A 13245-nucleotide genomic window follows, 5' to 3' on the forward strand; every position below is an offset into this window, starting at 1 on the left:
GTTAGAGGATTTAGGTCATGCGTTACATCAGTACCCGCGGCCAGGCACCGGCCCTGAATTTTGAAGACGTGCTGCTGGCAGGTCTTGCCAGCGACGGCGGCCTGTACGTGCCGGAAAACCTGCCGCGTTTCACCCAGGAAGAAATCGCCTCCTGGGCCGGCCTGCCGTACCACGAGCTGGCCTTCCGGGTGATGCGCCCGTTCGTCACCGGCAGCATCAAAGATGCCGACTTCAAGAAGATTCTTGAAGAAACCTACGGCGAGTTCGCCCACGCCGCGGTCGCGCCGCTGCGTCAGCTGGGCAGCAACGAGTGGGTCATGGAACTGTTCCACGGCCCGACGCTTGCGTTCAAGGATTTTGCCCTGCAACTGCTTGGCCGTCTGCTCGACCATGTGCTGGCCAAGCGTGGCGAGCGCGTGGTGATCATCGGCGCCACCAGCGGTGACACCGGTTCTGCGGCCATCGAAGGCTGCCGCCGTTGCGACAACGTCGACATCTTCATTCTTCACCCGCACCAGCGTGTGTCGGAAGTTCAGCGCCGGCAGATGACCACGATCTTCGGCGAGAACATCCACAACATCGCCATCGAAGGCAACTTCGACGACTGTCAGGAAATGGTCAAGGCCAGCTTCGCTGACCAGGGCTTCCTCAAGGGCACTCGCCTGGTGGCGGTGAACTCGATCAACTGGGCGCGGATCATGGCCCAGATCGTCTACTACTTCCATGCGGCCCTGCAGCTGGGCGGCCCGGCGCGCTCGGTGGCGTTCTCGGTGCCGACCGGCAACTTCGGCGACATCTTTGCCGGCTACCTGGCACGCAACATGGGCCTGCCGATCAGCCAGCTGATCGTCGCCACCAACCGCAACGACATCCTGCACCGCTTCATGAGCGGCAACCAGTACGTCAAGCAAACCCTGCACGCGACCCTGTCGCCGTCCATGGACATCATGGTCTCGTCGAACTTCGAACGTCTGCTGTTCGACCTGCACGGTCGCAATGGCGCGGCGATCGCCGGGCTGATGGACAACTTCAAGCAGGGTGGCGGCTTCAGTGTCGAGCAGGATCGCTGGACCGAAGCACGCAAGCTGTTCGACTCGCTGGCGGTAGATGACGCGCAAACCTGCGAAACCATCGCCGAAGTCTTCGCCCAGACGGGCGAGGTGCTCGACCCGCACACTGCGATCGGCGTCAAGGCCGCCCGCGAGTGCCGCCGTAGCCTGGATACGCCGATGGTGGTGCTGGGCACCGCGCACCCGGTCAAGTTCCCGGAAGCTGTGGAAAAGGCCGGTGTCGGCAAGGCCCTGGAGCTGCCCGCACACCTGAGCGATCTGTTCAGCCGTGACGAGAAATGCACGGTGCTGGCCAATGACCTGAAAGCCGTTCAGGCCTTTGTCAGCCAGCATGGCAATCGTGGCAAGCCGCTCTGATCGACTGATCGGCACCCATAAAGCCCGTCCCTGACGGGCTTTTTTGTTTCTACACTGGCATTGGTTTGCAGCAACGGATCAGGGGTATCAATGAGCACAGGACGTCGTCGCGCAGCAGGGCTGTTATGGGTCTGTTTGCTGGGACTCTGTATGGGGCAAGGCGCCCAGGCCGCGCAGAGCCTGTCCTTTACCCTGGCGCCGCCGTTCATGGCGCTCGAGCCTCTGCCCTTGACCCGTGCGCAGCAGCAGTGGCTGGGCACGGCGCGGGTGTTGCGGGTGGGGATCTCCTTTGCCGATTACGAGCCGGTGGATATCACCATTGACCGTAATCGCTACCAGGGCATCAGTGCCGACTACCTGAGCCTGATCGTCGAGCGCTTGGGGGTGAAAACCCAGGTGCAGGCTTTCGCCAAGCGAGAGCAAGCCATCGACGCCTTGCAGCGCGGGCAGATCGATGTGCTGACCAGTGCCAATGGCTTCGAGCGCAGCGTACCGGGCCTGGCGTTCTCCGACGATTACATCCCGGACCGCTCGATGGTGGTGGTGCGCGGTGGTGCGCCACTGCCGCCGCCGACATTGGCCGGGATGAAGCTGGTCCTGCTCGACGGTTACGCTGACACCCGGGTGATACAGCGTGTCTACCCCGACAGCCAAGTGTTGCTGGCACCCAATCTCAGCAGCGCCCTGGAGGCACTGAATCAGGGTGAGGCCGATGCATTTATCGGCAACGAAATCATCATCCGCGCCTTCAATGCCTTGCGGCCCTACCTGGGCTTGCAGGTGGTCGGCCCCAGCGCCTTGCCGCCGATCGGCTTCGCCTTTGCCATGCGTGCTGAAGACCGGCTGCTGCAGGCGATGTTCAACGATGCCCTGGCCAGTCTCGATGAGGCGGTGCGGCATGAGATTCTGGGGCGCTGGACCTCCGGGCTGGGCTCGGATGTGGCCCATCGGCGGGTCGAGTTGACCCTGGCCGAGCGCGAGTGGATTGCCAGCCATCCGGCGATTACCGTGGTGAGCAGTCAGTACCCACCCTATCTGTTCCGCAATCGCCAGGGTGACTGGGTTGGCCTCAACAGTGACGTGCTGGCGACCATCGCGCAGATGACTGGATTGAAATTCGTCTATGCCCCGTCTACCTCGATTGTCCAGGGCCTGGACATGCTCAAGAGCGGCCAGGCGCAGATGAGCACCACCCTGAGCGAATCTCCGGAGCGCCGCGAGTTTCTCGATTTCACCCACTCCATAGGCGGGCAGAGCTGGGTATTCATCGTGCGTCAGCCACAGCTGGGCCTGACATCCCTGGACGAACTGGCCGGCCAGACCCTGGCGTTGCCGGCGCAACACGCCTTGGAAAGCACCATCCGCCAGGACCACCCCGGCATTCGCCTGTTGTCGGTGGACTCCCTGGAACAGGCGCGGGACAAGGTGCGCAGCGGCGAGGCCATGGCCACCATTGACAGCGAAATTGGCGCCTACAGCGTGGTCGGCAATGACCCTGTGCTCAAGGTTGGGCGCGGGGTGGAGGGCAAGTGGGCGCCGGACCGTTTTTCGGTGCGCCGCGATTTGCCGCAGTTGCAGAGCATTCTCAATAAAGCCCTGGAAGCCTTCCCGGTCGCCGAACTGCGCACGGTGCGCATGAAGTGGCTGGGCGCACTGGCCCCCCCTGCGCCGGCCTGGCAACGGATCCCGCGCTGGGTTTACTGGGCGGCGGCCGCAGCGCTGCTGTTTGGTTTGCTGTCGCTGATCTGGAGCAGCCGTTTGCGCGCGCAGATCCGCCAGCGGCAAGTGGCCGAACAGGCGCTCAACGACCAGCTGGCGTTCAAGCGCGCCTTGCTCGACGGCATTCCCAATCCGATCTATGTCCGTGACTTGCAGGGACGCCTGATCACTTGCAACAAGAGCTATGAAGCGGTCTTCGCGTTAAAGCTGGAAGACGTCAAGGGCCGCCGTCTGACCGATATCGAGGTAATTCCCGCAGAGCTGGCAAAACAGCTGCACGGCGATTACCTCGAGCTGCTCAAAGACCCCAAGCCGGTTTTCATCGATCGGCGAGTCGATTTCCACGGTCAGCGCTTCGATGCCTATCAGTGGACCGTACCGTTCTACAGTGCCGATGGCCAGTTGCAAGGTTTGCTGGGCGGCTGGATCGACATCACCGAGCGCAAGCAACTGGAAGCGGCGCTGGTCCAGGCGCGTCGCCAGGCTGAGCAGGCCAACCAGGCCAAGAGCGCTTTCCTGGCCACCATGAGCCACGAAATCCGTACGCCCATGGCCGTGATTATCGGCCTGCTGGAACTTGAGCGGGAAACCACCCTGGCACGGGGGCAGCAACCTTCGCCAGGGCTGGAGACCGCTCACCAATCAGCCCGCGAGCTGATTGCCCTGATTGGCGACAGTCTCGACCTGGCCCGCATCGAGGCGGGCAGCCTGGACCTTGAGCCACAGGCGCGAGCGCTCAAGCCCTTTCTCAATGCCATCATCGAACAGTTTCACGTCCAAGCACTGGGGCAGGGCTTGGGCCTGAAGCTGCAGTTGGCCAGTGACGCCGAAGGGGTGTACTGGTTTGACCCGGTGCGCTTGCGCCAGGTGCTGGTCAACCTGCTGGGCAACGCCTTGAAGTTTACCCACGCGGGTGGGGTGGAGCTGCAGGTCAGCCGCAGCGGTCGCGATGACCTGCAGGGTGTCGGCCTCAGGCTGTGCGTGCGCGACACCGGTATTGGCATCAGTGCCCAGCAGCAGCGCGAGCTGTTTCAGCCATTTGTCCAGGCAGATTCTGCGGCCGAGTATGGCGGCTCGGGCCTGGGCCTGAGCATTTGCCGGCAGTTGGTCGAGTTGATGGGCGGTAGCATCAGCCTGCGCAGTGAGCTGGGCAAAGGCACTGAGGTCAGTGTCGAGCTGAAGCTGGAGTACGTGGCGGCGCAACCCGAGCCGAGCGTCAGCGCGCCGAGGCGCAGCAGCGGCCCGGCGCGGCGGATCCTGGTGGTCGATGACCTCTCTGCCAGTCGCCTGGTGCTGCGTCAGCAGCTTGAATTTCTCGGTCACAACGTGGTGACCGTAGAGAACGGTCAACGGGCGCTGGACGCCTGGCAGCAAGGTGATTTCGAGCTGCTGCTGACCGACTGCAACATGCCGGTGATGGATGGCTACGCGCTGACCCGGAACCTGCGCCGCCAGGAGCACAGTAGCCAGCGGCCGACCATCGCCATCGTCGGCTGCACAGCCAACGCCATGAAAGAGGAGCGCGCCCGTTGCCTTGAGGCCGGGATGGATGAATGCCTGGTCAAACCCGTGGCACTCGAGCGCCTGGCTTGGGTCATCGATGAATTGGCGCCGCAGCACAGCTTCAGGATTCAGACCCTGCAAAAGATGACCCAGGCCAACACGGCGATGCTGCAGCGCATGCTCGACGAGTTGCTGAAGAACCTCAAGGAGGAATCGACCTTGCTTGCGGATGCTGTTGCCGGCCAAGCCTGGGAGCGTGTCGGGGCGTCATTGCACCGGCTCAAGGGCGTGGCTTGCCTGATCGATGCGGTGCCGTTGGCACAGGCGTGCGCGCAATTGGAAAGCGCCAGCCTGGCGAAGTCCGGCGATTTGAGCGAGCGCGCATGGCGGGCGCTGGAGGCGGCGATAATTCAGCTACAGACGAATATTGAGCTGGAATCGTTGAAAATGTCGCCACAACTTTAGGACAAGTCCTATGGGCGTCTGAGGCTGAGTTTCCTAGAGTGGCAGTGTGCTGTTGTACGGTTCGGCTACTGCGGGGAAAAGCTCATGCACTCACTGAAGGTTCTGATTCTTGAGGATCATCCATTCCAACTGATGGCCTTGCATCAGATGCTCAACGCCAATGGCGTCTTCGATGTGCTCACTGCAGAGTCGGTCGAAGGTGCACGGCAGACCTTGTCGCGCCGTGGTCGTGTCGATATTGCCATCTGCGATTTGCACCTGGACGGTCAGGATGGCCTGGAGCTGATCCGCCACCTGGCCGACAGCGGCCTGGCATCGGCCCTGATCATCCTCAGTGGTGCCGAGCGCGCGGTACTCGATGGTGTCGGCGACCTGGCCCGGCAGTTGGGGCTGCGCGTGCTCGGCTGCATGCAGAAGCCAGCCTGCAGCGTGTCGTTGCACAAGCTACTACGGCGTTATCTGGATGAACCGGACGACTGCGCGCAGGCGCTTGCGCCACCCGGGCACACCGAACTGCTGGCCCTGTCCGGCGCCGAGGTGGCGCAAAGCAAGGCGCAATGGGTGGTGCACTATCAACCCAAAGTGGCTTTCGACGGCGGCCTGGCCGGGGTCGAGGCGCTGGTGCGCTGGCAGCACCCGCGCCTTGGCCTGCTCAGCCCGGGGCAGTTCTTCCCGTTGGTCGAGGGCGCTGGCCTGCTGGAGATGCTCAGCTGGCATGTGCTCGACCAGGCCCTGGCCTTCAGTGCCCAGGTGAAATTGCGGGGTGGGCAAGCCTTGCCGGTGGCGGTGAACATCGCTCCGCAAATGCTGGTTCAAGTCGATTTCGCCGAGCAGGTGGTTGCCCTGCTCAAGCGTCATGCTGTGCCGGCCAGTGCCTTGACCCTGGAAGTCATCGAGACCGATGGCTGCCAGCTCGACAGTCGCCAGCTCGAGGGCTTGCTGCACCTGCGTATCCTCGGCTGCCAATTGTCCATCGACGACTTCGGCATGGGCGTCTCCAATCTGCAGCGCCTGCTGGAACTGCCATTCAGCGAACTCAAGCTGCCCAGCGAGTTCGTCCGCGGCATGGCCGAGGACGGTCGCAAGGCGGCGGTGGTAGCGGGCGCATTGATCATGGCCCGGCGCATGGAACTGAAGGTGGTGGTTGAAGGCGTAGAGACGGTGGATGACCTGATGGCGATCAAGGCCCTGGGCAACCCGGTCATGCAGGGCTACTTCATTGCCAGGCCGATGCCCGGTGACGCCCTGTGCCAATGGATACTGGCGCGTGAGCCAGGCGAAGCCGGCCTTCGCCGCAGAGCCTGAACCGGCGTCAGCTCAAGCCATGCTCCTGCAGATAGAGATACAGCGCGGCATCATTGGCCAGGCCGAGCTTGCGCATGGCATTGACCTTCTGGCTGCTGACGGTCTGCTTGCTGCGGTTGAGCAGGGCGGCGATCTGCCCGACCGTATGGCCGACGGCCAGCAGGCGCGCAACTTCCAGCTCCCGCGGTGACAACGCCGCCTGGTGACGAACCAGGTCCTCGCGAACCGCGCCATCTTGCAACAACAATTGCTGTACCGACTCGGCGAGAAAGGTCTTGCCGTGGCGCAGGCGCGCGATTGCCTGCGGCAGTTCGTCGGCCAGGCTGGCCTTGCTCAGCAGGCCATTGACGCCCAGGGCCAGCATGGCCCGGAACAACCCGGCATTGTTGAGCATGGTGACCACCAGGATGGGGAGCTGCGGGTAGTGCCGGCGCAGTTGTTCGAGCAGCTTCAGGCCATCGTTCTGCTCCTCGACCGGCATCATGAAGTCGGTTACCAGAACGTCGCATTCCAGGGTTTGCAGGCACGTGGTGAGCTCCAGCGGGCTGCCAGCCTCGGCGATCACCCGCAGCGCTGGAATCTGTTCAAGTACGGCGCGCAAGCCGATGCGAAAGATCGGGTGGTCATCGGCAAGGATGATCCGCAGTTCACCTGGGGCAGGATTGATCACAGGCAGGCTCCGAGCCGTTGATAGACCCCTTCTGGGCAGGTAGGTAAACAATGAGTGAGGTGGAATGTATCAGATTGTTGCTCGGCGCAGCATTGGCGCCTTATCTAGTCAGGCTGGTACGCCTGGGCACCGGGTGTGACTTCGATCTGTCTGCCGGGGCATGATGGAACCTTTGCCGGCGAGGGCAATCAGACCTTACAAGGGCAGCTGATCGGGATTTTGCTCCGATGTCGTGAAGCTGTCGTGCCAGGCCCCGATGGGCTTGTGTTTAGCCCCGGGCGGCCTCCCCACCGTTCGGGGTTTCTTTTTGCCTGGGGTTCGAGTCAGGTCAGGGTTCAGTGCTGTTCGCCAAACAGGCGCAGACTGTCGTGCATGTACTGCTCACGCATTTGCGGTGCCAGCCACTGGGCGTACAGATCCGGCAAGGTGTCATTGCGCAGCGGCAGCAACAGCGTGTTGATATGGCTGATGGCCTCACGTCCCAAGGGCGTGTTGGAGCAGCCGACGCGCAACAACTGGTACTGCTCGACGCCCTGGATCGGGTAGAAGGCATAGTCATCGGTGGGCCAGCCTTGCTGCTGCAGCAGGTAGCGCACTTCAGGCCAGTAACCGAGCACCAGTTGCAGGCGGTCATGCTGCTGCATTTGCAGCAGACTGGTTACCGCGTCATTGCCATAGTGGCGGCTGAGGGTGCTGTCGGGCAGGGTCTTGAGCAGTTCATCCACGGCCGGGCTATAACTGCGCTGGGCAACTACACCGAGCTTGAGCGAGGTGCTGCCGAGCAGGGTACGCAGGTCGACCTGATTGCCCTGCAGATAGGGTTCGAGCAGGCGCTGGTCCTTACGCCGGACCACCAGGCCACTGCTGAGTATGCCCAGGCTGGGTATCGAGAAGTGCACATAGCGCGCCCGCTCGGGTGTCCACAGCAGGGTAGGGTCGCAGGTGAAGGTTGAGCCCTGGAGCATCTGGATGCCCCGTGCGCGGTTGACCCTGAGGATGCTGTGATCGTACTCGGGCATCTGTTCGATCAGCAGCGGCAGCAACTGATCAATTACCCCCTGGCCCTTGCCTGTGCCTTCAAAAATGGTCAGTGGCGGCAAGTCGCGCAGCAACCAGAACAAACGCTCCTTGGCCGATGCCGACGCGGGCAGGCCAAGGCTCAGCAACATGCCTAGCAACAACGGCAACCCACGACGCATCCAGCCATAGGTCATGTCCAGGTCTCCACCCTTGTATGGGAATCAAGCGATGTGTTCAGACCGCACCTTGCGCTCGCAGCTGGGCAATGGCCGCAGCATCGTAGCCAAGTTGGGCCAGCAGTTGGTCGGTGTGGGCGCCCAGCTCAGGGCCGACCCATTCGCTGGAGCCCGGGGTGTCCGACAACTTGGGCACGATGCCGGGCATCTTGAACGGCTTGCCGTCTGGCAGCTTGCCCTGCAGGAACATCTCGCGGGCAAGAAACTGCGGGTCGCTGAACATGTCTTCGGCGCTGTAGATGCGGCTGGCCGGCACCTGGGCGTCATTGAGCACCTGCACCAGCGTATCCAGCGGCAGTGTCCGCGCCCAGCGGTCGATCACCGTGTACAGCTCATCGCGGCGCAGGTCGCGGCCGTCATTGCTGGCAAGCGTCGGATCGTCGGCCAGGTCGTCGCGACCGATCGCCTGCATGAAGCGCTTGAAGATCGCATCGCCGTTGGCGCCGATCTGCACGTGCTTGCCATCGGCGCTGGTATGAATGGAAGAGGGGGTGATGCCGGGCATGATGTTGCCGGTGCGCTCACGGATAAAACCGAACACGTCGAACTCCGGCACCATGCTTTCCATCATGGCGAAGATCGCTTCATACAAGGCCACATCCACCACTTGGCCCTGGCCACCGTTGACCTCGCGATGACGCAAGGCCATCAGCGCGCCGATGACGCCCCACAAGGCCGCAATCGAGTCGCCGATGGAGATGCCGGTGCGTACCGGAGGGCGATCCTCGAACCCGGTGATGTAGCGCAGCCCGCCCATCGACTCGCCGACGGCGCCAAAGCCGGGCTGGTCTTTCATCGGTCCGGTCTGGCCAAAGCCGGACAGGCGCACCATTACCAGCTTTGGGTTGAGGGCGTGCAGCACGTCCCAGCCCAGGCCGAGTTTTTCCAGCACCCCGGGGCGGAAGTTTTCAATCAGGATGTCTGCCTCAGTGAGCAGCTTCTTGAGAATCTCCAGCCCTTGGGCATGTTTTAGGTTGAGGGTCAGCGACTGCTTGTTGCGGGCCTGGACGAACCACCACAGCGAGGTGCCTTCATACAGCTTGCGCCATTTGCGCAATGGATCACCGCCATCGGGTGACTCGACCTTGATCACTTGCGCGCCGAATTCTGCGCAAATCCGCGAGGCGAACGGGCCGGCGATCAAGGTGCCGAGTTCGATGACTTTGAGGCCGGCGAGCGGTTTGCTGGGCGTAGGCATAAGGCATCCGTGGCAGCGGGTCAGGGCCTCCGTTTTTATCATAGCTGAGGCCGCCCAGATACTGCCGCGGCGCAAGGAACATACGGATCGGTTAGACTGGGCGACTTTCCTTGTCGCAAGAAGCCCGTCCATGGCCCAGCCGTCCACCACCTACAAGTTTGAACTGAACCTCACCGACCTCGATCGTGGCGTGTACGAAAGCGTCAAGCAGACCATCGCCCGTCACCCGTCGGAAACCGAAGAGCGCATGGCCGTGCGTCTGCTGGCTTACGCCCTGTGGTACAACGAGCAGTTGGCTTTTGGTCGCGGCCTGTCGGATGTGGACGAAGCAGCGGTGTGGGAAAAGAGCCTGGACGATCGCATCCTGCACTGGATCGAAGTCGGCCAGCCGGATGCCGATCGCCTGACCTGGTGCTCGCGCCGCACCGAGCGCACCAGCCTGCTGGCCTATGGCAGCCTGCGGGTGTGGGAAACCAAGGTGTTGCCTGGGGTCAAGAACCTGAAAAACCTGAACATCGCCGCCGTACCCCAGGAGGTACTGGAAACCCTGGCCAAGGACATGCCGCGCGCCATCAAGTGGGACGTGATGATCAGTGAAGGTACGGTGTTCGTCACCGACGACCGCGGCCAGCACGAAGTCCAGCTGCAGTGGCTGATGGGCGAGCGTTGATCGCCCATCCGTCCCGGCCGAACATTCCTGATTGACGAGAAGCCCTATCGCCCCATGCGTATCGATCCCCGCCCGTTGCCGTCCACGCTGCCATTTCTTGGCGACCTGCCACCGTTGCTGACCCGTCTGTATGCCGCCCGTGGCGTGCAATCGGCAACCGAGCTGGATAAAAGCCTGGCGCGCCTGCTGCCTTACCAGCAGCTCAAGGGCATTGAGGCTGCGGTCGACCTGCTGGTAACGGCGCTAGCAGAACGCCAGCGCATCCTTATCGTCGGCGACTTTGATGCTGACGGTGCCACGGCCAGCACCGTCGGCGTGCTTGGCCTGCGTCTGCTCGGTGCCGCCCATGTCGACTACCTGGTGCCCAACCGCTTCGAGTACGGCTACGGCCTGACGCCGGAGATCGTCGAGGTGGCCCTGCAGCGCCAGCCGCAGTTGCTGATCACCGTCGACAACGGCATCTCCAGCGTCGAAGGGGTGGCCGCGGCCAAGGCAGCAGGCCTTAAAGTACTGGTTACCGACCACCACTTGCCCGGCCATGAACTGCCGGCAGCCGATGCCATCGTCAACCCCAACCAGCCGGGCTGCGAGTTCCCGAGCAAGGCGCTGGCCGGCGTCGGAGTGATTTTCTACGTGCTGATGGCCTTGCGCGCGCGCTTGCGCAGCCTGGGCCATTACGCCAACGCGGCGCAACCGAACATCGGTGAACTGCTTGATCTGGTGGCCCTGGGCAGCGTTGCCGACGTGGTGCCGCTGGATGCCAACAACCGCATCCTGGTCCATCAGGGCCTTGAGCGAATTCGTGCCGGGCGCGCGCGGCCGGGGCTCAAGGCCATTCTGGAGGTGGCCCGCCGCGATCACCTGCGCATCACCTCCACCGATCTTGGCTTTATTCTCGGTCCACGGCTCAACGCCGCCGGTCGCCTGGACGACATGAGCCTGGGCATCGAGTGCCTGCTCAGCGACGATGCCAACCTGGCACGGGAAATGGCCGGTCAGCTCGACGAACTGAACCAGGACCGCAAGTCTATCGAGCAGGGCATGCAGCGCGAAGCCCTGGCCCAGCTCAAGGACCTGCCGCTGGAATCGATGCCGTTCGGCCTGTGCCTGTTCGAGCCCGACTGGCACCAGGGGGTGATCGGCATCCTCGCCTCGCGCCTCAAAGAGCGTTACCACCGCCCGACCATTGCCTTTGCCGATGCGGGAGAGGGCATGCTCAAGGGTTCGGCACGTTCGGTACCGGGCTTTCACATTCGCGATGCACTGGACGCCGTGGCGGCGCGTCATCCGCAACTGATCAGCAAATTCGGTGGGCATGCCATGGCCGCCGGGCTGTCGCTACCGGCCGAGAACTTTCCGGCGTTTGCCCAGGCCTTTGACGAAGAAACCCGCCGCCAGTTGCGTGAAGAAGACCTCACCGGCCGCCTGCTCTCCGACGGAACCCTGGCGGTCGAGGAGTTTCACCTGGAGCTGGCCCGTGCCTTGCGCCATGCCGGGCCTTGGGGCCAGCACTTCCCCGAACCGTTGTTCCACGGCGTGTTCCAACTGGTCGAGCAGCGGGTTGTCGGTGAGCGGCACCTGAAGGTGGTGCTCAAGAGCGAGTGCGGTACGCTCAAGCTCGACGGTATTGCCTTTGGCATCGACCGCGAAGTCTGGCCCAACCCGACGGTGCGCTGGGTTGAGCTGGCCTACAAGCTCGACGTCAACGAGTTTCGCGGCCAGGAAAGCGTGCAGTTGATGATCGCGCATATCGAGCCGCGCTGAACTCGCGGGGCAAAGTGGTCTAGGCTTCGAATGATGGGTCGAAGAACCTGCGGGGAAGATTCTGTAGTCGGCCGGTCAACCACCTGGAGCCTTACCACTTGATTTGAGAGGTGCCCCATGAGCCTGCTGCTTGCGCCGTATACCCTGCGCCATCTGAACTTGCCCAACCGTATTGCCGTGTCGCCCATGTGCCAGTATTCCAGTGTCGACGGCCTGGCCAATGACTGGCACCTGGTGCATCTGGGCAGCCGCGCCGTGGGGGGGGCGGGCTTGATCTTCACCGAGGCCACGGCGGTGACCGCCAACGGCCGCATTACCGCGCAGGACCTGGGCTTGTGGAACGACGAGCAGATCCCAGGGCTGCAACGCATTACTCGTTTTCTCACCGCCCAGGGCGCAGTGCCAGGCATCCAGCTGGCCCATGCCGGACGCAAGGCCAGCACCCATCGGCCCTGGCTGGGCAAGCATGGCAGTGTCAAGGTGGAAGAGGGCGGCTGGGTACCAGTGGGGCCCTCGAAGATTGCCTTCGACCCGGAGCACACCGCACCGACCGAACTGAACGAAGAGCAGATCGATGAGATCATTCAGGCCTTTGCCGATGCCGCCCGGCGCGCTCTGCAGGCAGGCTTCAAGGTGGTCGAGGTGCATGCCGCGCATGGCTACCTGTTGCACCAGTTTCTTTCGCCCCTGAGCAATCAGCGGCGCGACCAGTACGGCAGTTGCTTCGAAAACCGTATCCGTCTGACCCTGCAAGTGAGCGAAGCGGTGCGCAAGGTCTGGCCGCAAGAGCTGCCGGTGTTCGTCCGGCTATCGGCCACCGACTGGGTGGAGGATGGCTGGAACCCGGATGAAACCGTGGAGTTGGCCAAGCGCTTGAGAGCGTTGGGCGTGGATTTGATCGATGTGTCGTCCGGCGGCACCTCGGTGAAGGCCGAGATTCCCACTGGGCCGGGCTATCAGACCCAGTTTGCGGCCAAGGTGCGCGAAGAGGCGGGGATCGCTACCGGGACGGTTGGCATGATTACCGACCCTATGCAGGCTGAAACCATCTTGCGCACAGCCCAGGCCGACATCATTTTCCTCGCCCGCGAGTTGCTGCGCGATCCTTACTGGCCGCTGCACGCCGATGACGACCTGGGTGGCAACAAAGCGGTGTGGCCGGCGCAGTACCAGCGCGCAACCAGCCGCGAACAGCCGATACACGAGTCCGATTTACGCGATTGAGTCAGCTGTGGGAGCGGCGATGCGGCGACCCGACTTGCCCCGCG

Annotated in this window: 9 protein-coding genes; 6 read left to right on the forward strand and 3 right to left on the reverse strand. The window is 63.0% G+C overall.

Annotated features, from left to right (window positions below):
* Nucleotides 1-17: 17 nt before the first annotated feature.
* The 3 genes from thrC to EXN22_RS07090 all read left to right on the forward strand — a co-directional run bounded on the left by thrC (nt 18) and on the right by EXN22_RS07090 (nt 6419).
* A complete protein-coding gene (gene thrC, locus EXN22_RS07080; RefSeq protein ID WP_130263388.1) occupies nt 18-1427 on the forward strand; it encodes a threonine synthase in 1410 nt (469 codons plus the stop codon).
* Between the two features lie 150 nt (nt 1428-1577).
* The gene (locus EXN22_RS07085) at nt 1578-5114 is read left to right on the forward strand and encodes an ATP-binding protein (protein ID WP_233281687.1); all 3537 of its coding nucleotides are present in this window, start codon (nt 1578-1580) and stop codon (nt 5112-5114) included.
* 84 nt (nt 5115-5198) lie between these two features.
* Nucleotides 5199-6419: an EAL domain-containing response regulator gene (locus EXN22_RS07090; protein WP_130263389.1), complete on the forward strand. Its 1221-nt coding sequence runs from the start codon at nt 5199-5201 to the stop codon at nt 6417-6419.
* A gap of 7 nt (nt 6420-6426) precedes the next feature.
* Here the strand turns inward: EXN22_RS07090 and EXN22_RS07095 are convergent, their stop codons facing one another.
* From EXN22_RS07095 to EXN22_RS07105, 3 genes are all read right to left on the reverse strand, one after another.
* The gene (locus EXN22_RS07095; RefSeq protein ID WP_130263390.1) at nt 6427-7089 is read right to left on the reverse strand and encodes a response regulator; all 663 of its coding nucleotides are present in this window, start codon (nt 7087-7089) and stop codon (nt 6427-6429) included.
* A 335-nt stretch (nt 7090-7424) separates the two neighbouring features.
* Nucleotides 7425-8303, reverse strand: coding sequence for a TIGR02285 family protein (locus EXN22_RS07100; protein WP_130263391.1), 879 nt, complete (start codon nt 8301-8303; stop codon nt 7425-7427).
* A 40-nt stretch (nt 8304-8343) separates the two neighbouring features.
* Complete coding sequence (locus EXN22_RS07105) at nt 8344-9543, reverse strand: CaiB/BaiF CoA transferase family protein (protein WP_130263392.1); 1200 nt, start codon at nt 9541-9543, stop codon at nt 8344-8346.
* A gap of 130 nt (nt 9544-9673) precedes the next feature.
* Here EXN22_RS07105 and EXN22_RS07110 point away from each other — a divergent pair, with 130 nt between their 5' ends.
* The 3 genes from EXN22_RS07110 to EXN22_RS07120 all read left to right on the forward strand — a co-directional run bounded on the left by EXN22_RS07110 (nt 9674) and on the right by EXN22_RS07120 (nt 13201).
* Nucleotides 9674-10213: a YaeQ family protein gene (locus tag EXN22_RS07110; protein WP_130263393.1), complete on the forward strand. Its 540-nt coding sequence runs from the start codon at nt 9674-9676 to the stop codon at nt 10211-10213.
* Nucleotides 10214-10267: 54 nt separating this feature from the next.
* Nucleotides 10268-11977, forward strand: coding sequence for a single-stranded-DNA-specific exonuclease RecJ (gene recJ / locus EXN22_RS07115; protein ID WP_130263394.1), 1710 nt, complete (start codon nt 10268-10270; stop codon nt 11975-11977).
* A 117-nt stretch (nt 11978-12094) separates the two neighbouring features.
* The gene (locus EXN22_RS07120; RefSeq protein ID WP_130263395.1) at nt 12095-13201 is read left to right on the forward strand and encodes an NADH:flavin oxidoreductase/NADH oxidase; all 1107 of its coding nucleotides are present in this window, start codon (nt 12095-12097) and stop codon (nt 13199-13201) included.
* The last annotated feature ends 44 nt before the right edge of the window (nt 13202-13245 follow it).

This window comes from Pseudomonas tructae (assembly GCF_004214895.1).
GTDB lineage: Bacteria > Pseudomonadota > Gammaproteobacteria > Pseudomonadales > Pseudomonadaceae > Aquipseudomonas > Aquipseudomonas tructae.